Raw genomic sequence first — 22,596 nt, forward strand, 5'->3', positions numbered from 1 at the left:
TTGCTCTTTTTCTTTCAAACCCGCCCGCCCCCCCCCCGCGCCCGGCCGCCCCCCCCCCGCCCCGCGCCCCCCCCCCCCCCCCCCCCCCGCGCCCCCCCCCCCCCCCCCCCCGTCTCTACCGGAGGCGTTAGGAAGGGCCCCCTCCTTCCGCTAGAACAGCGGGCGGACCAGCAGGTACGCGAGGCAGGCGATGGCCGCCGCCGCCGGGAACGTGATGATCCACGCGATCACGATGTTGCCGGCCACGTTCCAGCGGACCGCGGAGAGCCGCTTGGTCGCGCCGACACCCATGATCGCCGAGGTGATCGTGTGGGTGGTGGAGATCGGGGCCTTGAGCACCAGCGCGTTGAAGTAGAGCACCGCGCTGGCCACGGTCTCGGCCGCGAAGCCCTCCGCCGGGCCCAAGTCGATGATCTTCCGGCCCAGCGTCCGGATGATCCGCCAGCCGCCCGCGTACGTGCCGAGCGCCAGCATCGTCGCGGAGGTCCAGAACACCCAGCCCGGGATGTGCGTCTTGCTCTCCTGGAAGCCGCCGGTGTAGAGCGCCAGCACGATGATGCCCATGGTCTTGGCGGCGTCCTGCATGCCGTGGCCGACCGACATGGCGGCGGCGGACGCGGTCTGCGCCCAGCGGAAGCCGCGGTTGAGCTTGCCCGGCTGCCCCTTCCGGAACAGCCACATGATCGCCAGCATCACCAGGAAGCCGAGGACCAGGCCGACCACCGGGGAGAGCACCATCGGGAGGAGCACCTTCTCCACGATGTTGCCCCACTGGACGATGCCGTCGGCGGCGAACAGGGTCGCGCCGACCAGGCCGCCGAAGAGGGCGTGCGACGAGGAGGAGGGCAGACCGAAGTACCAGGTGATCAGGTTCCAGGCGATCGCGCCGAGCACGCCGGCGAAGACCACGCCGAGGCTCTCCACCCCGGTCGGGAGCGTGACCAGGCCGTCGCCGACCGTCTTGGCGACCCCGGCGCCGAAGTGCGCGCCGACGAAGTTGCCGACGGCGGCCAGGCCGAGGGCGATCCGGGGTGTCAGCGCCCGGGTCGAGATGCTGGTGGCGATCGCGTTGGCCGCGTCATGGAAGCCGTTCGTGTAGTCGAACGCCATGGCGACCGCGATCACCGCCAGTACGGCGATGAGTTCGGGGCTCACAGGATCAGGACTCCTTGACCGCGATGGTCTCGACGGTGTTGGCGACGTGCTCGAAGGCGTCGCAGGCGGCCTCCAGCTCGTCGGCGACCTCCTTCATCTTCAGCACCGTGAGCGCGTCGTACTCGCCGGAGAAGAGCCGGACCAGCAGCATCCGGTACGCCTGGTCGCCGTCGTTCTCCAGCCGGTTGCACTCGATCCAGTAGTCCTCGAGATCCTTCATCGACTTCAGCCGGGGCATCGCCTCGGCGGTGAGCTTGGCCTGCTGGTCGAGCACGTTGACCAGCTCGTGCAGCTCGCGCGGGAGCGACGGGAGCTTGGTCAGGCCGTACAGGTAGAGCAGGTTGCCGACCGCCTCCAAGTGGTCCATCACGTCGTCGAGCAGCGAGCCCAGCCGGTAGATGTCCTCCCGGTCGAACGGCGTGATGAAGGTGGAGTTGATCTTCTTGTAGAGGTCGTGCGTGATCTGGTCGCTGTCGTGCTCGACCTCGGTCAGCCGCTCGCTGATCGACTGCACGTCGGCGCCGGGCAGGCCCAGCTCGTTGAGCAGGTCGGTCCCCTTCACCAGGTTCTGCGCGGCCCTGGTGAAGAGCTCGTAGAAGGCGCCCTCGGTGGGACGGAAGGAAAACTTCACAGCACGGACCTCGTCGTGTCGGTGGAAGGGGTGGCCGTCGCCTGGCAAGGCGCCTGCTCTGGGCATGCTAGGGACCCGGTGGAACCGGGCATCGACCGGCCCACCCCTGGTCAGACCCGATTCACCGCTCGTTCACCTGCTGTTCACCTGAGGGCTCGAAGCCCTGGTCACGCAACCGGTCACGCTCCCGTTCCACGTCGAAATCGGCAGCCGGATACCCGAGATCCAAGCCGTCGAACGTCTCGCGCAGCAGGTGGGCCAGCGCCCAGTCGCGGTACCACTTGCGGTCCGCCGGCACCACGAACCAGGGCGCGGCGTCCGTGCCGCAGCGCTCCAGCGCCTCGGCGTACGCGGCCTGGTAGTCGTCCCACCGGGCCCGGGTGTCCAGGTCGCTCGGGTTGTACTTCCAGTGCTTCGTCGGGTCGGTCAGCCGCTCCATCAGCCGCTCACCCTGCTCGGCGTAGGAGATGTGCAGCATGACCTTGACCACGGTGACCGCCTGCTCGGTCAACTCCCGCTCGAAGTCGTTGATGATCTCGTAGCGGGACCGCCAGGTGGCCTCGTCGACCAGCCCTTCCACCCGGGCGATCAGCACGTCCTCGTAGTGCGAGCGGTTGAACACGCCCACGTACCCCGGGGGTGGCAGCGCCCGCCGGATCCGCCACAGGAAGTCGTGCCGCAACTCCTCCTCGGTGGGCGGGCCGAACGAGCGGATGTGCAGCCCGAGCGGGTTCATCGCGCCGGCCACCCGCTTCACCGCGCCGTCCTTGCCGCCGCAGTCCATGGCCTGGAGCACCAGCAGCACCCGGCGCGGCCGGCCGTCGCCCAGGTGCGCCCCGGCCTGGGCGGGGGCGCTGGTGGCGGCGGCCGGGCCGGCGGCGACCTGGGCGGCGGCGTACAGCATCTCCTGCTGTCGGGCCAGCTCCCCGCCGATCAACTCGACCTGGCCACGGGCCCATTCCTTGCGCGCCGACCCGCGACCGGCCGCCTTCGGCAGCCCCGGCGTCGAGCGGGGGTCCACCGCCGTCAGGTCCACCGACCCCGGCCCCACCCGCAGCAACTCCCGCATCGACCCGTCCTCGGGCCTCACCAGTCCACTCATCCCCCGATCCTCACCCTTACGGCCCGGCCATGGGCACGACGCGTCCGGTACGCCCGCTTTGCGGTTCCACCCGGCCGCGCCCGCCCGCCGCGCTGGTGAGCGCGGCTCAGACCACCAGGGCCAACCACTTCCGGTACGAGGTGGCGAACGGCTCGGTGCCGTCGCCGAGCGCGCCGAGCAGCCAGCGGGACGCCGCCTCGGCCTCGGCGACCAGGTCGTCCGGGTAGTTCCACCGGGCCCGGTGCTCGGCGAACTCGTCCTCGTCGCGCAACTCGACCAGGCCGGTCTCGCGGCGGCGCACCACGTCCAGGTCGAGGTCGACCAGGTGGACCGTCTCGTCGCCCTCCCACCGGGCCGGGGTGGCGATGTCGCAGTAGACCTCGCTGGTCCGCGGCGGCGGGTTGAACATGCCCGTCCACCAGGCGTTCCGGGGCACCAGCAGCACGAACGGAATCTGCTCGACCGAGGGCCGGCCGTGGTAGACCGACTCGGTGCCGGCCGGCACGCCGAGCCAGATGCCGAGGTCGTCCTCGGCGAGCCGACGGGCCGGGTAGTCGCGGTGGGCGCTGCCGTCGTACTTGCGGTAGATCACGCGGACCACGTCGCTCGGCATGCCTGGCACCCTAACCGATTCCGGCCACGCCACGCGATCGGCAGGTAACCGGACGCGACCCGGCGCCGCGCCACGCCGCCGGAGCGGCCGGACCGGCGTCGGTGCCGGCGGGTACGGTCGCACGGTGAGCCCGCCCCGCACCGCCACCCCCGTCCCGAAGAAGCGCCGGAGTGGCCGCGCGAGCGGCACGGAGCTGCTGGCCGCCGCGGTCGGCGCGGTCCCCGGCGGCGCGACCCGCCCCGGCCAGCAGCTCATGGCCGAGGCGATCGAGCGCAGCATCGCCTCCGGCGAGCACCTGTTGGTGCAGGCCGGCACCGGCACCGGCAAGTCCCTGGCCTACCTGGCGCCGGCGTTGACCGTGGACGGCCCGGTGGTGGTCTCCACCGCCACGCTGGCGTTGCAGTCCCAGCTCGTCGACCACGACCTGCCCCGGCTGGCCGACGCGGTCGAGCCGGTGCTGGGCCGTCGGCCCACGTTCGCCGTGCTGAAGGGCCGGCACCACTATCTCTGCCTGGCCCGGTTGGACAGCTCCGTCGAGGACGAGCCGGAGGACGCGCTCTTCGACGCGCCCCGGCCCGGCGGCACGAAGTGGCTCGGCGAGGCGGGCCGGCTGGGCAAGCAGGTGCAGCGGCTGCGCGACTGGGCGGAGGAGACCGCCACCGGCGACCGCGACGAGCTGGATCCGGGCGTCGACGACCAGGTCTGGCGCAGCGTCTCGATGCCGGCCCGGGAGTGTGTCGGCGCGAGCCGCTGCCCGTTCGGGCAGGAGTGCTTCGCGGAGGCGTCGCGGGCCCGCGCCCGGGAGGCCGACCTGGTGGTGACCAACCACAGCCTGCTCGCCGTGGACATGCTCGCCGGACGGCACATCGTGCCCCCGCACCGGCTGCTCGTGGTGGACGAGGCGCACGAGCTGGCCGACCGGGTCTCCTCGGCGGCCCAGGCCGAGCTGGTGCCGGAGCTGATCGACAGGTCCACCCGACGCGCCCGGCCGCTGCTGCGCCCCGACCACGCCGACCGGCTCACCGAGGCCGGCGACGCGCTGGCCGTGGGGCTGGCCGAGGCGCCCGCCGGTCGGCTCACCGCCGGCCTGCCGCCCGCGCTGCGCGAGGCGTGCACGCTGCTCGACTCGGCGACCCGGGCCGCGCTGGAGGCGATCGGCGACGTGAAGGCCGACGACCCCGACCCGGTCCGCAAACAGCAGGCGAAGGCGGTGCTGGACGAGCTGTCCGCCACCGCCCAGCGGTTGCTGGAGGAGGGCGACCACGACGTGGCCTGGGTGGAGAAGCCGGAGAACGGCAGCCGCCGGGCGCTTGTGGTGGCGCCGCTGTCGGTGGCCGGCACGCTCGCCACCCACCTCTACGACGAACGCACCGTGGTCGCCACCTCGGCCACGCTGGCGCTGGGCGGGCGCTTCGACACGGTGGCCCGGGCGCTCGGGCTGGACGCGCCGCCACCGGCCCCGCCGTCGCCGGCCGCCGCCGCGGCGGCCACCGCTGCCGCCGCCGGCCGCGGCACCGACCCGGCGTCGGTGGCGAGCACCGAGGGCAGCCGGGCGGCGATCGGCACCGTACCGGCCACCGAGGGTCCGGGCTGGCGGTCGCTCGACGTCGGCTCGCCGTTCGACTACGCCCGGCAGGGCATCCTCTACGTGGCCGCGCACCTGCCCCGCCCCAGCGTCTCCGGGCTGCCCACGGCGGCCGGCGAGGAGTTGCTGGCGCTGGTCGGCGCGCTCGGTGGGCGTACCCTCGGGCTCTTCTCCTCCCGGCGGGCCGCGCAGCAGGCGGCGGAGCTGCTCCGCGCGCGGACCGACCTGCCCGTGCTGCTCCAGGGCGAGGAGGCGTTGCCGCTGCTGGTCCGCCGCTTCCGGCAGGAGCGGGAGAGCTGCCTGTTCGGGGTGATGTCGCTGTGGCAGGGAGTGGACGTGCCGGGCGACGCCTGCCAGCTCGTGGTGATCGACCGGTTGCCGTTCCCCCGGCCCGACGAGCCGCTCGCCGCGGCCCGGGCGGCGGCGGTGGACGCGGGCGGCGGCTCCGGGTTCGCGGCGGTCAGCGTGCCGATCGCGGCGGTTCGGCTGGCGCAGGGGGTGGGCCGGCTGATTCGGGCCACCGGCGACCGGGGTGTGGTGGCGGTGCTCGACTCGCGGCTGGAGACGGCACGCGGCTATGGCCCGTTCCTGCGCCGGTCGCTGCCCCCGTTCTGGTACACGACCCGGCCCGAGGTGGCCCGGGGCGCGCTGGAGCGCCTCGCCAAGAGCTGACGCCCGCGCCTCCCCGGGCGGGGTGACGCGGGCGTCGGCGGATCGGGTGCGGGTCAGGGCGCCTGGGAGGCGACCACCACGGCGTCCGGCGGGGTGTCCGGCACGGTACGCGCGGCGAGCCGGCGGACCGCGGTGTTGAGCACGGCGATCAGCGGCACCGAGACCAGCGCGCCGGCGATGCCGGCCAGCACCACCCCGGCGGCGATGCCGATGATCACGGCGAGCGGGTGGATGGCCACCGCGCGGCCCATGATCAGCGGCTGGAGCACGTGGCCCTCGATCTGCTGCACGCCGACCACCACGCCCAGGATGATCAGGGCGGTCACCGGCCCGCTGTCGACCAGCGCGACCAGCACAGCCACCACGCCGGAGAGGAACGCGCCGACGATCGGGATGAACGCGCCCAGGAAGACCAGCGCGGCCAGCGGGAACGCGAACGGGATGTCGAAGATGACCAGGAAGATGCCGATGCCCACGGCGTCGATGAACGCGACGAGCACGGTGGCCCGCACGTACGCGCCGAGCGTCGCCCAGGACGCGCGCCCGGCGTCGTCGACCTTCCAGCGCGCGGCCACCGGCAGCAGCCGGACCAGGAACCGCCAGATGTTGTTGCCGTCGCGCAGGAAGAAGAACGTCGCGAAGAGCACCAGGACGGTGCCGGTGAGCACCTCGGCGAGCGTCGCCGCGGTGCTGAGCGCGCCACTGGTGAACCGCTCGGTGTTGCCGTTGATCCAGGCCTGCGCCTCGTTGATGTAGCGGTCGAGCTGGCTGTCGGACAGGTGCAGCGGCCCGGTCTTGAGCCAGTCCTGGATCTGCCGGACGCCCTGCGAGGACTTCTCGCTCAGCTCCGGCACGCCCTGGATGAACTCGTTGACCACCAGGGTGAGCGTGCCGATCACCGCGGCCAGGCCGCCGACCAGCACCACGCCGGTCGCCAGCGAGCGGGGGAACCGGGCCTTGAGCAGCCAGCCCACCGCCGGGGCGAGCAGCGCCGACAGCAACAGCGCGACGGTCAACGGGATGATCACGATGCTGATCGTGCCGACGATCTTGAGGAGTGCCCAGGTGACGATGCCGATCACGATCAGCCGCCAGCACCAGGCGGCGGCGATGCGCAGCGCGTGCGGCACCTCGGTGTCGTCCCGGCTGACCGTCGAGTTGTGCATGGCGGCCGGCGGCTCGGCACCCACCACGGTCGCCGACGGCGCCGCCGTCGGACCGGGTGAGGTGGGCGTGGCCAGGCCCGCGCCCTCCGGCGCCGCGTCCGCCTGTTCCCGGCCGGCCCGCACGGACTCCCGACCCGTCTCGTACGCGCGGCGGAGCCGTCCGCGCATCCGCTCGAAGCGGCTCAAGCGCACCTCCCGCACAGTTGACCCACCCACGTCACAGGGGGGGACAGGATACGTCCGACCGCCCCACCCTAGGGCGGTCCCGCCACACATTGCCCCGCCACCGCTCCCGGCAACCACGACGGAAGCGGCCGATCGGCACGCGGTAGCGTCTGGCGTGTGACCGCCGACCAGAGTCTCGACGCCGGGCTGCCCATCCGCCTGCTGCACGATCGCGTGCTGGTGCGTACCGAGGGTGGTGAGGGGGAACGCCGCTCCACCGCCGGCATCGTGATCCCGGCGACCGCGGCGGTCGGCAAGCGGCTCGCCTGGGCCACGGCGGTCGGCGTGGGGCCGCACGTGCGCTCGATCGTGTCCGGGGACCGGGTGCTCTTCGACCCGGACGACCGCTCCGAGGTCGAGCTGCACGGCCGGGCGTACGTGCTGCTGCGCGAGCGCGACGTGCACGCGGTGGCGGCGGAACGGGTGGAGGACAGCGCGACCGGCTCCACCGGGCTCTACCTCTAGCTCCAGCCCTCCCCCGGCGCCGTTTGCGGCGCTGCCCGGCGGGAAGCCCAGGCACCTCAGTGCGCCCTGGGGAGGGACCATGCCGATCGTGATCAAGAGGATTCTCGCCTGGGGGTTCCTCGCGTTCCTGATCTACTTCATGGCGTTCCGGCCGGACGGCGCGGCGCAGCTGTTCCGGGGGATCGGGGCCGCGCTGATGGCCATCGCCCAGGGGCTCGGCGACTTCCTCACCGGCCTGATGGCCTGACCCCACCCGTACGGCTCAGCCGTGCGGGTGCCAGGCGTGCGGGCCATAGCCCGGGGGCGGGGGCGGTGGGGCCAGCACCACCGGGATCGGCACCACCGGCTCGTCCGGCGCCTCGACGGCCCGCCGGGAACCGTCCGGGAACCGCAGGTGGTAGCGCTGCCCGTCCCAGACCCCGACCGGCGCCTGCGGATCACGGCCGACGAAGAACGACCGGTACGCGGCGATCGCGTCCAGCAGCTCCCGTTCCTCCCGTGCCGTCCGGTCCCGCTCGGCGGGCTTGCGGTCCAGCCCTCGGCGCATCCCGTCGCGCAGCAGCGCCAGCCGGGTCGCGGCGAACTGGTAGCCACGCATCGCCTTCACGCCGCCGTCGCCGGCCACCCGCCGGGCCCAGGTGCGGGCCGCGTGCCGCCGGCCCAGGCTGCCCAGCGCCGCCACCTCGGGCGGGGTGAGCCAACCGGCCCGGACGTAGTCGGGCAGCGTGCGCTCGGTGAGCCGGCCCTCCCAGGCCCGCAGCCAGACGGCCAGCCCGACCATGCCGAAGAAGATGGGCACCATGACGCCGAGGTAGCCGTAGAGCACGATCACCTGCTGGCCGGTGGCCTGGGCCAGTGACGGCAGCAGGTTCCAGGTGCCGTGCAGCATCATGGCCAGCAGCAGGCCGGCGAGCGGGGCGAGGATCCGCACCCGCCGGTCGGCGGTCCGCGCGGCGACACCCAGCCCGACGCCGGTCATCGAGGTGAACAGCGGGTGGGCGAAGCCGAAGAGCAGGATCCGCACGATGAAGATCGCGATCACCTGCTGCGCGCCGGTGGCCGGGCCGTACTCCTCCACGCCGGTGCGGTAGCCGTACCCGCCCAGGTAGAGGATGTTCTCGACCATGGCGAAGCCGACCGCGGAGAGCCCGCAGTAGACCAGCCCGTCGGTGATCCCGGAGATCTCCCGGCGCCGGAAGATCAGCAGCAGGATCGGGCCGGCCGCCTTGGTCAGCTCCTCGATGAACGGCGCGACGAGCACGGCGGTCAGCGCGGCGGGCAGCCCGCGGTCCTCGAACAGTCGCGCCCCGGTCTCGTTGACCAGCAGCGAGATGGCGGTGGAGACGAACGCGCCCCAGGCGAAGCAGAAGATCAGGTATTTCAGCGGCTCGGGTTCGTAACGGTCGAGCCAGAGGAAGCAGGACACCAGCACCGGCACCGGCAGGATCGCCGCGATCACGCCGACCAGCAGCGCCTCCGCGCCCAGGCTCTCGCCCAGCGTGAAGACCATGAACAGCGCGCCGGCCGCGATCAGCAGCACCACCGCGGCCAGCGCCAGGAAGCGCCGCCAGCCGAGCCGGCGCAGCGGCATGCGCGGCGTCGACGCCCCGGGCGGCGGGACGGCGGGCGCGGGCGGCGGCGGTGCTCCGCCGGGCGGGGTGACGGCCATGCGGTCAGCGTAGCCACCCGCGCCCCACTGGTCCGGCCGCATCGTGACGGCTATGCTGCCGGGCAGGTCACGAGCGCCAGCGTCAAGCCCCGGCTTGCTGGCCGGCAACCCTCGTCGAGTTCGCGGTGGGGTGCCCCGGGTGATGACCGGGCCCAGCGCCGCGTCGCGTGCTGGGCAAGCGCGGACCCCGTCCCGGCACCCCGGGGTCCCCTGTGACCCGGAGGCTCCGCCATGACCGTCACCCTCGTACCCGCCCTCCCCACGCTGCCCGTGCCGGTCCGGCCGGACCCGCTCGGCGTGCTCGGCGTACCGGGAGAGATCAACCTGGACCACGCCGCCAGCGCGCCGTGCGCGCGGGCCGCGGCCGACGCGGTGGCCGAGCTGCTGCCGTGGTACGCGAGCGTGCACCGCGGCGCGGGCGCGCTGTCCCGGCGCTGCACGCTCGCCTACGAGCGGGCCCGGCAGACCGTGGCGGACTTCGTCGGCGCGCGTCCCACCGACCACGTGATCTTCACCCGGAACACCACGGACGCGGTGAACCTGCTGGCCCGGGCGCTGCCGGCCGGTACCACGGTGGTCACGTTCGGCGGGGAGCACCACGCGAACCTGCTCCCCTGGCCGCGCGGCTCGGTCCGACTGCCGGTGCCGGACAGCCCGGCCGGCGCGGTCCGGTCGCTGAGCCTGGCGCTGGCCGAGCTGGCCCGTGACGCCCGGCCCGGCCGGCCGGTGCTGGTCGCGGTGACCGGCGCCAGCAACGTCACCGGCGAGCGCTGGCCGGTCGCCGAGCTGGCCCGGGTGGCCCACCGGTACGGCGCACGCGTCCTGGTCGACGCCGCGCAACTCGCCCCGCACGCCCCGGTCGACGTGGCCACGCTGGACGTGGACTACCTGGCGCTCTCCGGCCACAAGCTGTACGCCCCGTTCGGCGCCGGCGTGCTGGTCGGGCGCGCGGACTGGCTGGACGCCGCCGCGCCGTACCTGGCCGGCGGCGGGGCCACCGGTCACGTCGGCGCGGCCACCCACGAGGTGCGGTGGGTGACCGGCCCGGCCCGGCACGAGGGCGGCACTCCGAACCTGCTCGGCGCGGTGGCGCTGGCGGCGGTCTGCGCGGCGTTCTCGGCGGCGGACCGGACCGCGCTGCACGCCCGGGAGCAGGCGCTGCTGTCCCGGCTGCGGTCCGGCCTGGCCGCGCTGCCGGACGTGGTGGAGCTGCGCACGTTCGGCCCGGACGCGCCCCGGGTGGGCATCGTCAGCTTCGTGATCGCCGGGCGGGACTCCGCCGAGGTGGCCGCACACCTGGCGGCCCGGCACCGGATCGGCGTGCGGGACGGCCTGTTCTGCGCCCATCCGCTGACCCGCCGGCTGCTGACCGAGGCCGCCGCCCGCTCGGCCCGCACCGACCTGCCGCCCACCGCGCTGCGCGCGAGCCTCGGCCTGGGCACCACCGTCCACGAGATCGACACCCTCCTGACCGCGCTGGCCGCCCTCCCCGGTCCGCGTTGAGCGGGGTGGGGACGGTCAGCCGACCGGCGGGGCGGTGGGGGACGCGTCGGCGGGCTGGTCCTTTCCGTGGAACGCCTGCCGGACCAGGCGGTTCGCCTCCTCCTGGTCGATGCCGGACGCCACCATCAGGTCGCTGGCGGCGGTCCGCACCTGGGCGATCACCACGCTGCCGGAGAAGCCGACCCCCTCGGCGTACGCCCGGCTGGCCTCGCTGACCGCCCGCAGCGCCCGCTCCCGGGCCTGCTCCGGCTCCTCGCCGACGGCGAACTCGTGCCGGAGCAGGCGTACCGACTCGGCGAGGTGGGCGACGGAGTCGGGCATCGGCTCGGGGATCGACTCCTCGTCCTCGATCATGGTGACCGCGCGGCGGATCAGCGTGCCGCTGTTGCGCATCGCCCGGTCGATCGGCTCGGCCGCCTCCGCGTAGTGGGTCAGCTCGCTGCGCCGGTGCCAGCGGGCCGGCGAGATGGTGATGGTCTCCTTCGCGCCCTCGATCGCCTCGCTGAGCGCGGCCAGCTCCTCCTTGTTCTCCCGGAGCCGGAACAGCGCCCGCTGGGCCGCGCCCCGGTCCCGGTTGCGCAGCGCCTCGGCGCACACGTCGAGCTGCTCGGCGAGCAGGTCCAGCGCCGGCCGGGCGGCCCGGTTGATCACCCGGAGCGGGTTGAGCGGGAGCAGGACGGCGGTCACCAGCAGCGCGATGCTGCCGCCGATGAAGGCGTCGACGAAGCGCGGGAACTCCAGGTTCTGGGTGGACGGGCTGAGCGTCACGATCAGCACCGCGGTGGCCGCCGCCTGGATCACGATGGCCACGCTCGCCCCGGCGAAGATGGTCAGCAGGATCGCCGAGGTCACCACCAGCGCGAGCTGCCAGGCGCCGGTGCCGAGGAAGTAGATCAGCACGTCGCCGACGAGGACGCCGACCGCCACCCCGATGATCAGCTCGACGGTACGCCGGAACCGCTGCCCCACCGAGGCGGCGAGCGTGCCCACCGCCGAGATCGGGGCGAACACCGGCTGCGGGTTGTGCAGCAGCCGGTGCGAGACCAGGTACGCCAGTCCGGCCGCGAGCCCCGCCTGCAACGCCAGGCCGAACGCGGTCCGGACCCGGTGCAGCCGGTCGTGCAGCGTGGCCTTGCTCCGGTCGCGCAGTTCGTCCATCGCGGCGGCGATCCGTGGCCCGTCGAGGTCGCCCAGCGCGTCGCGTGACGTCATGCGCCGCAGGAACGGCGGTCGTCGGTCCCGGGCCATGGCGGGTACTACCCGTCCCGTCCCCGGTGAATCCTCGCCCCGACGACGGAGTGGGGCAGACTGCACCGGATGGACGAGCTGACGACGCGGTGGCGGGCGACGGCCCGGGCGGCCGGCGCGACCCACCCGGACGGCGTGGCGCGGGCCGGGGCCCGGCTGCTGGCCGGCTGGCGGGAGCCGCACCGGCACCACCACACGGAGGACCACCTGCGGGCGGTGCTCGACGTGGTCGACGCGTACGCCGATCAGGCCCGCCACCCGGACCTGGTCCGGCTCGCGGCGTGGTGCCACGACGCGGTCTACGACCCGCGGGCCGACGGCGACGCCAACGAGCGGGCCAGCGCCGACCTGGGCGACGCGCTGCTCACCGCCGCCGGGCTGCCGGCCGCGGCGGTGACCGGGGTACGCCGCCTGGTGCTGCTCACCGCCGGCCACGCGGTCGGACCGGACGACCCGGACGGCGCGTTGCTCTGCGACGCCGACCTGGCGGTGCTGGCCGCCGCGCCGGACGACTACGACAGGTACGCCGCCGCGATCCGCCGCGAGTACGCCCACGTGTCCGAGCCGGACTTCCGCGCCGGCCGGGCCGCCGTGCTGCGGCACCTGCTGGCCCTGCCGGCGCTCTACCGGCTACCCGAGCCGCACGCCCGTTGGGAGGCGCCCGCCCGCGCCAACCTGACCCGCGAGCTGAGCACGCTGAGCTGAGACCGGCGCGGCCGAGGCGACGGCGTGTTTCGGGCGGCGCAGTCCGGCGTCCCGCAGGAGGCGGACGATCTCGCGGGACGGGACCACCGTCGCGCCCAGCCAGACCGCCACCCGGAACCGCTCGGCGGGCAGGTCGTAGTGGTCCCGGTCGAAGCCGCGCCGGCCGGCGCCGAGCAGCTCGGCGAAGGCGTGCAGCTCCGCGAAGGAGACGTCGCTGATCAGGTGCGACCAGAGCCGGCCGCGCCAGGGCACCGCGGGCGGGTCCAGGTAGAGCACCGTTCCAAAGTACGCCGGTAGCCTTCCCGGCATGGCTGCCCATCCCCTCCTCGACGAACTGCGGGACGCGCTCGGCGGGTCCGCCGTGCTGACCGACCCGGACCTGCTGGCCGGGCACGAGCGGGACGAGGCCGACCTGTGCGCCTCGGGCACTCCGCTGGTGGTGGTCCGACCCCGGGACACCGCGGGCGTGGTGGCGGCGGTGCGCGCGGCGGGCCGGCACGGCGTACCGGTGGTGCCGCAGGGCGCCCGGACCGGGCTGGCCGGCGCGGCGAACGCGGTGGCCGGCGCGCTGGTGGTGAGCACGGTGGCGATGGACCGGATCGTGGAGATCGACCCGGTGGGCCGGATCGCCGTGGTGCAGCCCGGCGTGGTCAACGCCGCGCTGGCCGGGGCGGTACGGGCGCGCGGGCTCTGGTACCCGCCAGACCCCGGTTCCTGGGAGTCCTCCACCATCGGCGGCAACGTGGCCACCAACGCCGGCGGCATGTGCTGCGTGAAGTACGGCGTGACCAGCGAGTACGTGCTCGGCCTGGAGGTGGTGCTCGCCTCCGGCGAGGTGCTGCGCACCGGCCGGCGCACCGCCAAGGGCGTCGCCGGGTACGACCTGACCCGGCTCTTCGTCGGGTCGGAGGGCACGCTCGGCGTGATCACCGAGGTGACCGTGGCGCTGCGCCCGGCGCCGGAGGCGGCACTGACCCTGGTGGCGGTCTTCGGCACCACGGCGGCGGCCGGCGGCGCGGTGGCCGGCATCGCCGAGCGGGGGCTCACCCCGAGCCTGCTGGAGCTGCTGGACCGCACGCACCTGCGGGCCATCGAGGCGTACCGGCCGATGGGGCTGCGGACCGACGCGGAGGCGCTGCTGCTGGCCGCGGTGGACACCGGCGGCCGGGCGGCCGACGACCTGGCCCGGATCGCCGAGGTGTGCACGGCGGCCGGCGCGGACGAGGTCTGGGCGGCCACCGACGCGACCGAGGCCGCCGCGCTGCTCCAGGCGCGGCGGCTGGCCCACCCGGCGATGGAACGGTTCGCCGCCGAGACGTTCCCGGCCGGCAACGGCGGCCTGGTCATCGACGACGTGGCGGTGCCGCGCGGCCGGCTGGCGGAGCTGCTGAACGGCGTGGCCCGGATCGCCGGCGCGTGTGACGTGCCGATCGGGGTGGTCGGGCACGCCGGCGACGGCAACATGCACCCGAACATCGTGGTCGACCGCGCCGACCCGGCCAGCCTGGAGCGGGGCCGGCGGGCCTTCGACGAGATCATGCGGCTCGGGCTGGACCTGGGCGGCACCTGCACCGGCGAGCACGGCGTCGGGCTGCTCAAGCGGGACTGGCTGGCGCGGGAGATCGGCCCGGTGGGTGTGCGGGTGCACCAGGCGATCAAGGCGGCGCTGGACCCGGCCGGGCTGCTCAACCCCGGCAAGGTGCTCTGACTCAGCCCTTGTCGTCGGCGGCTCAGCCCTTGTCGTCGGCGGGCGTGGCCTGGGTGAGCAACAGCAGCACCTCGTACGCCACCGGCGGCGCCGGCTCACCCGGGCAGTCCTGGATGGTGACGGTCAGCCCCGGCGGGATCAGCAGCGTCGAGGTCAGCACGCCGATGCAGAGCTGTCGGTACCGCCGGGCCTGGTCGGTCTCCCGGGCCAGCGCCGGGTCGGCGAGCATCCGCTGCAACCGGGACGTCTGCTCCGGGTTCAGCGAGCCGGTCGCGTCGACGCCGTCGCCGGCGCAGTCCCGGCACTGCCACCGACCGGTCGGCTCCACGTCGAGCGTGCGGACCGGGCCGTCCCCACCCAGCCGCTGCATCAGGGTGACGAGGTTCCCGGTCGGTGTCGGGGTGGCCGAGCCCTGCTGACCGGAGGTGGGGGCGCTCCCGGCGTCGCCGAGAAGCGCGCAGCCGGTCAGGGCGCTCGCCAGCAGGACGCCGGCGGACAGGGCGCTCGCCAGCAGGACGCCGGCGGACAGGGCGGGGACGCGCGACCACGATGGGCGAACCACGCGGGAAACCTACACTTCCGTAGGTAGCGCGCACTAGCCGTCGAGCGACCGTTAGGGGTCGGACCGGCTAGCGGGGCGCGGCCGGCAGGTCGGTGCCCCGGTCGGCCGCGAAACCCCGCACGTCGGGCGCGCCGAGCCGGGCCGCGTCGGCCCCGATGTCGTCCGGCATGAGCTGCGACGCCCGCTCGGCCTCCACCCGCGCCCGGTAGTGGGCGACCTCCCGGGCGCGGGTCGCCGCGTCCCAGCCGAGCACCGCGCCTATCAACTCCGCGACGTGCTCCGCCGACTCCAGGCCGCGGTGGCTGGTCTCGATGGAGATCCGGGTACGCCGGGTGAGCACGTCCTCCACGTGCAACGCGCCCTCGGCCCGGGCCGCGTACGTGACCTCGGCGGCGAGGTATTCCGGCGCACCGGCCAGCGGCGAGGCGAGCAGCGGATCGGCGTCGACCAGGGCGAGCAGGTCCAGGGTGAGCGTGCCGTAGCGCTCCAGCAGGTGCTCCACCACCCCGACCGGCACCCGGTGCCGGCGGGCCAGGTCGGCCCGGTCCCGCCACATGGCGGCGTACCCGTCGGCGCCGAGCAGCGGCAGGTCGGCGGTACGCGACGGGCGGGTCCGGCCGAGCCGGCGCGCCGCGTGGTCGACCACGTCGGCGGCCATCACCCGGTACGTCGTGTACTTCCCGCCGGCCACCAGCAGCAGGCCGAGCATGGGCTCGACCACGGCGTGCTCCCGGGACAGCTTGGAGGTGGAATCCGCCTCGCCGGAGAGCAGCGGGCGCAGCCCGGCGTAGACGCCCTCGATGTCGGCGGTGGTCAGTGGCCGGTCCAGCACGGTGTTGACCTGCTCCAGCAGGTAGTCGATGTCGCGTGCGGTGGCGGCCGGGTGGGACCGGTCGAGCTGCCAGTCGGTGTCCGTGGTGCCGATGATCCAGTGGCCGCCCCACGGGATGACGAAGAGCACGCTGGTGGCGGTGCGCAGGATCAGCCCGGTCTCGCCGACGATCGCCGAACGCGGCACCACCAGGTGCACGCCCTTCGACGCCCGGACGCGCAGACCGGGACGCAGCCCGACGTCGTTGAGCATCCGCGACATGTCGTCGCTCCACACGCCGGTCGCGGCGATCACTGTGCGGGCGCGGACCTCGAACTCGGCGTCCGGCGAACCGGCCGGGGCCTCCAGGTCACGCACCCGGACGCCGGTCACCTCGCGGGCCTGGCGGATCAGGCCGACCGCCCGGGCGCTGGTGACGACCGTCGCGCCGAGGCTGGCCGCGGTGCGGGCCAACGTGACCACCAGGCGGGCGTCGTCGACCTGGCCGTCGTAGTAGCGGATCGCGCCGGCCAGCGTGTCGGGCCGCAGGCTGGGGAAGATCCGGCGGGCGCCCTCGCGGGTGAGGTGCCGGTGCAGCGGCATGCCGCGCCCACCGCCGAACAGTCCGGCGAACACGTCGTACGCGGCCACGCCGAGCCCGTAGTAGGAGCGGCGGAGGATCCGTCGGGGCAGGTCGCGTACGCCGCCCTCGGTCGGCAACGGCACCAGGATCGGCACCGGGCGGACCAGGTGCGGGGCGAGCCGGGTGGCGAGCAGCCCGCGTTCGGTCAGCGCCTCGTGGACCAGGTGGAACTCCAACTGTTCCAGGTAACGCAGGCCACCGTGGATCAGCTTGCTGGACCGGCTGGACGTGCCGGCCGCGTAGTCACGCGCCTCCACCAGGGCGACCTTCAGCCCTCGGGACGCGGCGTCCAGCGCGGCGCCCGCTCCGGTCACCCCGCCACCGATGACAAGCACGTCGAACCGCTCGGCGCGGAGCCGGCGCAGGTCGGCGGCGCGGCGCTCGGCGGAGAGCTGGCCGGCCTCGGATCGGGACACGTTGGGGTCGCGCACCCGTCCACGGTAGCCGTCCGCGCGCCACGGCGACACGTCCCGGCCGTACCGTGATGACCATGCTGACCGGCCCGCCCGCTGCGCCCGTACCCCTGCCGCCGCCGCGCGAGACCGGGCCGTGGCCGGTCGTCGCGGCGGTCGCGACCGGCGTCTGGGCGGTGCTGGTGACCGTGCCCGGCCAGGTCACCGGCTGGCTGGTCGACCAGGTGGTGCTGGTCACCGGGCTGGACCGCGCGGTGGCCGTCTGGCCGGTGGTCGCGGTGGCCACCGTCCTGCTGGTCGGCGCGCCGGTGCTGGCGCTGGCGCTGCTGCCGCGTTCCCCGGCGCTGCGGGCGACCGGGCGGGCGTGGGCCGGCGGCGCGCTCACGCTGGGCGCGGCGACGCTGCTCCGGGCGCTTCCGCCGGTGCACCACGAGGCGTACCTGGCGGCGCTGGCGGCGACCGTCGCGTTGCTCGCCCTCGCCACCGCCCGGCTCACCCGCCGCCGCCCGCCCACCCCGGCGGCCACCGCCGGGCCACCCGGCCCCGCCCCGGCGACCGCCGCCGGACCTACCGGCTTCGCCCCGGCGGACGGCGGGACCTCGACGGACGGCCTGGCGACGACCGCCGGGTCACCCGGGCCGAGGGCGGCGGAGGGCGGGACCGGGCCGGCCGGGCGCGGGGGCGCGCGGCCCGGCGCGGTGACGTTGCTGGCGGTGGCCGCCGGGCTGGCGGTGCTGCTGCCCTGGGTGTGGGTGGGCGCGCTGGGCGGCGCGCTGGAGACGCTGCTCGCCGGCCTGGCCGCCGCCGCGTTCGGGATGGTGGCAGGCGTGCTGCTCGGCCCCGGGTTCTGGGCCGCGTTCGCCGCCGGGCCGACGCCCCGGCCGGTCCGGCTGGTGCTGCTCGGCGGTCTGGTCGCCGGCGTCACGCTGACGATGCTGGCGGCCGGCGCGGGGCAGTCCGGCGCGCAGTTGCCGGGCCTGGTGCTGCTGCCGCCGCTCGGCTTCGTGGTGGGCGCGCTGGAGGCCGCGGCGCGACACGCCGGTCGCCCCGCCGGGGCCGCGCCGGCCCGCTGGCTGGTCGGCCTGGCGCTGGCCGGGCCGCTGGCCTTCACCGATCCGGAGGAGATCACGCTGCTGCTGGCCAGCAGTCGCGACGTGCCGTTCTGGGTCGCGGTGGGCACCGGCGCGGCGTTCGCCGTCGCGGTGCTGCTCGCGGTCGGGTACGCCGTGCTGCTCGCCCGTCGCCACGCCGCCGCGCCCCGGCGGGGGGTGGCCGGGCTGGCCGCCGGCGCCCTGCTGGCCGCCGTGGCGGTGGTGTACGTGGTCCCCGGCCAGCCGGGCCTGTACGGCGAGCGGCTGCTGGTGGTGCTGCGCGAGCAGGCGGACCTGAGCGGCCTGCCGGCCGGTGCGCCGGGCCGGGCGGGGCGGGACGCGCGGGCCGCCGAGGTCTACCGGCGGCTGGTGGCGACCGCCGACCGCACGCAGGGCGACCTGCGCCGCACGCTGACCCGCCTGCGCCTGGACCCGACGCCGTACTACCTGGTCAACGCCATCGAAACGGACGGCGGGCCGGGCATCCGGGCGTGGTTGTCCGGCCGGCCCGAGGTGGGCCGGGTGCTCGTCGACCAGCGCCCGCGTCCGCTGCCCGCGGCGGCGCCGCCGGCCCGCGGCGACACCCCGACGCCGACCGGCCCCACCTGGAACGTGTCGCTGATCGGCGCGGACCGGGTCTGGTCGGAGCTGGGCGTGACCGGTGCCGGCGTGGTGGTGGGCAGCTCCGACTCCGGGGTGGACGGCCGGCATCCGGCGCTGGCGCCCGGTTTCCGGGGCGGCGACGACTCCTGGTACGACCCGTGGGAGCACCGCCGCACGCCGGCCGACCGGGGCGGCCACGGCACCCACACGCTCGGCAGCGCGGTGGGCCGCGACGGGATCGGGGTGGCGCCCGGGGCTAGCTGGGTGGGCTGCGTCAACCTGGACCGCAACCTCGGCAGCCCGGCCCGCTACCTCGACTGCCTCCAGTTCATGCTGGCGCCGTTCCCGCCGGGCGGGAACCCGCTGACCGACGGCCGGCCGCAGCGCGCGCCGGACGTGCTGACCAACTCGTGGGGCTGCCCGCCGCTGGAGGGCTGCGATCCGGCGGCGTTGCGCCCGGCGACCGCCGCGCTGGCCGCGGCCGGCATCCTGGTGGTGGCCGCGGCCGGCAACACCGGCCCGTACTGCGGGTCGATCGTCGACCCGCCGGCGCCGTACCCGGACGTGCTCACGGTCGGCGCGGTCGACCGGGCGCGCCGGCTCACCGAGTTCTCCAGCCGGGGCCCGACCGGGGATGCTCCCAAGCCCGACCTGGTGGCGCCCGGCGCGGCGGTGCCGTCGGCGTTCCCCGGCGGCGGGTACGCCACCCTGGACGGCACCTCGATGGCGACACCGCAGGTGGCCGGCGTGGTGGCGTTGATGTGGTCGGCGAACCCGGCGCTGGTCGGGGACCTGGCCCGGACCCGCCGGATCCTCACCGAGACCGCCACCCCGGCCACCGCCCCGGCCGGTACGACCTGTGGCGGCACCCGGGACCTGGTCGGCGCCGGCCTGGTCGACGCGTACGCGGCGGTGCGGGCGGCGCGGAACGGTTAACAACCCTGCCGAAATGGCTTAGGGTCGGCGACCATGGACGTGGAGATCATCGAGCTGGGCCCGGACCGCCTGCCCGAGGTCGTCGCGCTCTGTCGGCGGGCGCTGGACCTGCCGGCGGACGCGGCCGAGGCGCCGGCCGTGGTGGCCACGCTGGCGGTACGGGCGGCGGCCGACCGGCCGGTGCTGCTGCTCGGCGCGGTCCGCGACGGCACGCTGGTGGGCGTGCTGGTCGGGTCCCGGTCGGTGACCGATGCGCGGCTCGGTCACGTCGACCTGGTCGCGGTGGTCCCGGCGCACCGCCGTCAGGGGATCGGCGCGGCGCTGCTGGCCGGCGCGGAAGCCCGGCTGGCCGCGCTCGGCGCGTCCGAGGTGCTGCTCGCCGGCAACCCGCCGCACTACGCGTGGCCGGGCATCGACGTCCGCTACACGGCGGCGGTCTGCGCCGCGTTGCGGCTCGGGTACCGGCAGGACCGGACCGCCTGGAACATGACCGCCACGCTGACCGAGGGGTCGGCCGCGCTGCGCCCCACCGAGGCCACCGAGCGGCGGCTGGCCGAGCGGGGCGTGACGGTACGCCGGGCCGTGCCCACGGACCTGCCGGCGCTGGAAGCGTTCGCCCGCACCACGTTCGGCGGCGTCTGGGACGGTGAGCTGGCCGGTTCGGTGGGCCGCCCGGACGCCGGCACGCACCTGGCCGAGCGGGACGGCGAGATCCTCGGCTTCGCCGCGTACGGGTCGGCGCGGCCGAGCTGGTTCGGGCCGATGGGCACCGCCCCGGCGGCCGAGGGTTCCGGGATCGGCGGGGTGCTGCTGCGCCGCTGCCTCCGCGACCAGGCGGCGGCCGGGCTCACCGAGGCGCAGATCGGCTGGGTCGGCCCGGTGCCGTTCTACTCGAACGCGGTCGGGGCCCGGATCGAGCGCGTCTTCTTCCTCTACCGGAAAGCCGTCAACGGGGCATAACGCCGTTCTCCCCCCACGCCTGTCGACCGGCCCCTACCGTTCGAGGGGCAGAGGAGGCCCGTTATGACCACGGAGAACGAGCGGACCGACGACCCGGCGACGGGCCGGCGCCCGAGCAGCGAGCTGCCCACCGAGCGGCTCGACGTGGGCGACGCCGAGCAGGACGCGGCGGACCAGCCGGCCGTGGAGGAGCCCCGGCAGCCGGTGGACGAGCCGAGGCGGCTGCTGCCGCCGTACGACCGGGCGCACAAGCGACGCAACCAACGTCCGCTGCCCACCTGACGGGGACGCGAAGGGGGCGGACCGCTGACGCGGCCCGCCCCCTTCCGGCGTACTGGGTGGAGCTGGACTCAGAAGTCCATCTCCCCGCCACCCGGGCCAGCCGGGGCGGCCGGGGTCTTCTCCGGCTTGTCCGCCACGACGGCCTCGGTGGTGAGGAACAGCGCGGCGATCGAGGCGGCGTTCTGCAGCGCGGAACGGGTCACCTTGGCCGGGTCGATGATGCCGGCGGCCAGCAGGTCGACGTACTCGCCGGTCGCGGCGTTGAGGCCGTGACCCGGGTCGAGGTTGCGGACCCGCTCGACGACGACGCCACCCTCGAGGCCGGCGTTGACGGCGATCTGCCGCAGCGGGGCGTCCAGCGCGATCTTGACGATCTGCGCGCCGGTCGCCTCGTCGCCGGCCAGGTCCAGCTTGTCGAAGGCGGTCTTGCCGGCCTGCACCAGCGCGACGCCACCACCCGGGACGATGCCCTCCTCGACGGCGGCCTTCGCGTTGCGGACGGCGTCCTCGATGCGGTGCTTGCGCTCCTTCAGCTCGACCTCGGTGGCCGCGCCGACCTTGATCACCGCAACACCGCCGGCCAGCTTGGCCAGACGCTCCTGCAGCTTCTCCCGGTCGTAGTCGGAGTCGCTCTTGTCGATCTCGGCCCGGATCTGGTTCACCCGGCCCTGGATCTGCTCGGCGTCACCGGCGCCGTCGACCACGGTGGTCTCGTCCTTGGTCACCACGACCTTGCGGGCGCGGCCCAGCATGTCGAGGTTGACGGCGTCCAGCTTGAGGCCGACCTCCTCGCTGATGACCTGGCCACCGGTGAGGATGGCGATGTCGGTCAGCATGGCCTTGCGGCGGTCACCGAAGCCCGGCGCCTTGACGGCGACCGACTTGAAGGTGCCCCGGACCTTGTTGACGACCAGCGTGGCGAGGGCCTCGCCCTCCAGGTCCTCGGCGATGATCAGCAGCGGCTTGCCCGACTGCATGACCTTCTCCAGGATCGGGAGCAGGTCCTTCACCGACGAGATCTTGCTGTTGACGATCAGGATGTACGGGTCGTCGAAGACGGCCTCCATACGCTCCGGGTCGGTCATGAAGTAGGCGGAGATGTAGCCCTTGTCGAAGCGCATGCCCTCGGTGAGCTCAAGCTCCAGGCCGAAGGTGTTGCTCTCCTCGACGGTGATGACGCCTTCCTTGCCCACCTTGTCCATCGCCTCGGCGATGATCTCGCCAACGCTGGGGTCGGCGGCGGAGATGGAGGCGGTGGAGGCGATCTGCTCCTTGGTCTCCACGTCCTTGGCGAGCTTGAGCAGCTCCTCCGAGACGTTGGCGACGGCGGCCTCGATGCCCCGCTTCAGGGCCATCGGGTTGGCGCCGGCGGCCACGTTGCGCAGGCCCTCGCGGACCAGAGCCTGGGCCAGGACGGTCGCCGTCGTCGTGCCGTCACCGGCGACGTCGTCGGTCTTCTTCGCGACCTCCTTGACCAGCTCGGCGCCGATCTTCTCGTACGGGTCCTCGAGCTCGATCTCCTTGGCGATGCTCACACCATCGTTGGTGATGGTGGGGGCACCCCACTTCTTCTCGAGCACGACGTTGCGGCCCTTGGGTCCGAGCGTCACCTTCACGGCGTCGGCGAGCTGGTTCATGCCCCGCTCGAGGCCGCGGCGCGCCTCTTCGTCGAACGCGATCATCTTGGCCATACGGCGTTGTCCTCCTGGACACTCACGGGCCACCCGGGATGCCCGGATGGGCCGTCTGGTGTACGCACCTTGGGGACGTCGCCACCTGGCGACGACGACGTCCTCCTCGGTCGGGCCGGACAGCCCGCGACGACCGGCCCGTGCCACTCCGACGTCT

At 74.7% G+C, this 22,596-nt stretch carries 20 protein-coding genes and 1 riboswitch; of the genes, 9 read left to right on the forward strand and 11 right to left on the reverse strand.

Annotated elements, in window-relative coordinates; translation table 11 throughout:
- Nucleotides 1-150: 150 nt before the first annotated feature.
- The 4 genes from ACIA6B_RS15360 to ACIA6B_RS15375 form a co-directional block, all read right to left on the reverse strand.
- Nucleotides 151-1,155 carry an inorganic phosphate transporter gene (locus ACIA6B_RS15360; RefSeq protein ID WP_281938419.1) on the reverse strand — a complete coding sequence of 335 codons (1,005 nt, stop codon included), beginning with the start codon at nt 1,153-1,155 and terminating at the stop codon, nt 151-153.
- A gap of 4 nt (nt 1,156-1,159) precedes the next feature.
- Nucleotides 1,160-1,786 carry a DUF47 domain-containing protein gene (locus tag ACIA6B_RS15365; RefSeq protein ID WP_089157475.1) on the reverse strand — a complete coding sequence of 209 codons (627 nt, stop codon included), beginning with the start codon at nt 1,784-1,786 and terminating at the stop codon, nt 1,160-1,162.
- Between the two features lie 121 nt (nt 1,787-1,907).
- A complete protein-coding gene (locus tag ACIA6B_RS15370) occupies nt 1,908-2,888 on the reverse strand; it encodes a PPK2 family polyphosphate kinase (protein ID WP_396773742.1) in 981 nt (326 codons plus the stop codon).
- 106 nt (nt 2,889-2,994) lie between these two features.
- Nucleotides 2,995-3,501 (reverse strand): DUF402 domain-containing protein, encoded by a 507-nt coding sequence (locus tag ACIA6B_RS15375; RefSeq protein ID WP_107160545.1) that lies wholly within the window; start codon nt 3,499-3,501, stop codon nt 2,995-2,997.
- A gap of 124 nt (nt 3,502-3,625) precedes the next feature.
- On the opposite strand from ACIA6B_RS15375, the gene ACIA6B_RS15380 reads away from it, so the two are divergent.
- A complete protein-coding gene (locus ACIA6B_RS15380) occupies nt 3,626-5,758 on the forward strand; it encodes an ATP-dependent DNA helicase (RefSeq protein WP_396773743.1) in 2,133 nt (710 codons plus the stop codon).
- Between the two features lie 53 nt (nt 5,759-5,811).
- Here ACIA6B_RS15380 and ACIA6B_RS15385 read toward each other — a convergent pair whose 3' ends face one another.
- On the reverse strand, nt 5,812-7,092 hold the full coding sequence (locus ACIA6B_RS15385; RefSeq protein ID WP_396774141.1) for an AI-2E family transporter: 1,281 nt from the start codon (nt 7,090-7,092) through the stop codon (nt 5,812-5,814).
- 174 nt (nt 7,093-7,266) lie between these two features.
- On the opposite strand from ACIA6B_RS15385, the gene ACIA6B_RS15390 reads away from it, so the two are divergent.
- A complete protein-coding gene (locus ACIA6B_RS15390; protein ID WP_396773744.1) occupies nt 7,267-7,614 on the forward strand; it encodes a GroES family chaperonin in 348 nt (115 codons plus the stop codon).
- A gap of 79 nt (nt 7,615-7,693) precedes the next feature.
- Nucleotides 7,694-7,861: a hypothetical protein gene (locus tag ACIA6B_RS15395; protein ID WP_199199902.1), complete on the forward strand. Its 168-nt coding sequence runs from the start codon at nt 7,694-7,696 to the stop codon at nt 7,859-7,861.
- A 15-nt stretch (nt 7,862-7,876) separates the two neighbouring features.
- Here the strand turns inward: ACIA6B_RS15395 and ACIA6B_RS15400 are convergent, their stop codons facing one another.
- Nucleotides 7,877-9,325, reverse strand: coding sequence for a PrsW family intramembrane metalloprotease (locus ACIA6B_RS15400; protein ID WP_396773746.1), 1,449 nt, complete (start codon nt 9,323-9,325; stop codon nt 7,877-7,879).
- A 23-nt stretch (nt 9,326-9,348) separates the two neighbouring features.
- Nucleotides 9,349-9,470: riboswitch (SAM riboswitch) on the forward strand.
- Nucleotides 9,471-9,514: 44 nt separating this feature from the next.
- Between ACIA6B_RS15400 and ACIA6B_RS15405 the strand changes: the two genes are divergently transcribed.
- Nucleotides 9,515-10,786: an aminotransferase class V-fold PLP-dependent enzyme gene (locus ACIA6B_RS15405; protein WP_396773747.1), complete on the forward strand. Its 1,272-nt coding sequence runs from the start codon at nt 9,515-9,517 to the stop codon at nt 10,784-10,786.
- Nucleotides 10,787-10,801: 15 nt separating this feature from the next.
- Here the strand turns inward: ACIA6B_RS15405 and ACIA6B_RS15410 are convergent, their stop codons facing one another.
- The gene (locus ACIA6B_RS15410; protein WP_396773748.1) at nt 10,802-12,034 is read right to left on the reverse strand and encodes an aromatic acid exporter family protein; all 1,233 of its coding nucleotides are present in this window, start codon (nt 12,032-12,034) and stop codon (nt 10,802-10,804) included.
- Between the two features lie 69 nt (nt 12,035-12,103).
- Here ACIA6B_RS15410 and ACIA6B_RS15415 point away from each other — a divergent pair, with 69 nt between their 5' ends.
- A complete protein-coding gene (locus ACIA6B_RS15415; RefSeq protein WP_396773749.1) occupies nt 12,104-12,739 on the forward strand; it encodes a metal-dependent phosphohydrolase in 636 nt (211 codons plus the stop codon).
- Here the strand turns inward: ACIA6B_RS15415 and ACIA6B_RS15420 are convergent.
- On the reverse strand, nt 12,665-13,048 hold the full coding sequence (locus tag ACIA6B_RS15420) for a DUF4031 domain-containing protein (protein ID WP_396773750.1): 384 nt from the start codon (nt 13,046-13,048) through the stop codon (nt 12,665-12,667). The genes ACIA6B_RS15415 and ACIA6B_RS15420 overlap by 75 nt on opposite strands.
- Here ACIA6B_RS15420 and ACIA6B_RS15425 point away from each other — a divergent pair.
- On the forward strand, nt 13,047-14,447 hold the full coding sequence (locus ACIA6B_RS15425) for an FAD-binding oxidoreductase (RefSeq protein ID WP_396773751.1): 1,401 nt from the start codon (nt 13,047-13,049) through the stop codon (nt 14,445-14,447). The genes ACIA6B_RS15420 and ACIA6B_RS15425 overlap by 2 nt on opposite strands.
- Before the next feature lie 22 nt (nt 14,448-14,469).
- Here the strand turns inward: ACIA6B_RS15425 and ACIA6B_RS15430 are convergent, their stop codons facing one another.
- On the reverse strand, nt 14,470-15,009 hold the full coding sequence (locus tag ACIA6B_RS15430; RefSeq protein ID WP_396773753.1) for a hypothetical protein: 540 nt from the start codon (nt 15,007-15,009) through the stop codon (nt 14,470-14,472).
- Nucleotides 15,010-15,076: 67 nt separating this feature from the next.
- Entirely contained in the window at nt 15,077-16,879 is a 1,803-nt protein-coding gene (locus ACIA6B_RS15435) for a glycerol-3-phosphate dehydrogenase/oxidase (RefSeq protein ID WP_396774142.1), read from the reverse strand.
- 68 nt (nt 16,880-16,947) lie between these two features.
- Between ACIA6B_RS15435 and ACIA6B_RS15440 the strand changes: the two genes are divergently transcribed.
- From ACIA6B_RS15440 to ACIA6B_RS15450, 3 genes are all read left to right on the forward strand, one after another.
- On the forward strand, nt 16,948-19,506 hold the full coding sequence (locus ACIA6B_RS15440) for a S8 family serine peptidase (protein ID WP_396773755.1): 2,559 nt from the start codon (nt 16,948-16,950) through the stop codon (nt 19,504-19,506).
- 33 nt (nt 19,507-19,539) lie between these two features.
- The gene (locus ACIA6B_RS15445; protein ID WP_396773757.1) at nt 19,540-20,466 is read left to right on the forward strand and encodes a GNAT family N-acetyltransferase; all 927 of its coding nucleotides are present in this window, start codon (nt 19,540-19,542) and stop codon (nt 20,464-20,466) included.
- A 63-nt stretch (nt 20,467-20,529) separates the two neighbouring features.
- Nucleotides 20,530-20,748: a hypothetical protein gene (locus ACIA6B_RS15450; protein WP_396773759.1), complete on the forward strand. Its 219-nt coding sequence runs from the start codon at nt 20,530-20,532 to the stop codon at nt 20,746-20,748.
- 68 nt (nt 20,749-20,816) lie between these two features.
- Here ACIA6B_RS15450 and groL read toward each other — a convergent pair whose 3' ends face one another.
- On the reverse strand, nt 20,817-22,439 hold the full coding sequence (groL, locus tag ACIA6B_RS15455; RefSeq protein ID WP_396773761.1) for a chaperonin GroEL: 1,623 nt from the start codon (nt 22,437-22,439) through the stop codon (nt 20,817-20,819).
- Nucleotides 22,440-22,596: the final 157 nt, after the last annotated feature.

It is taken from the genome of Micromonospora sp. NPDC051141 (assembly GCF_044455765.1).
Classification (GTDB): domain Bacteria; phylum Actinomycetota; class Actinomycetes; order Mycobacteriales; family Micromonosporaceae; genus Micromonospora.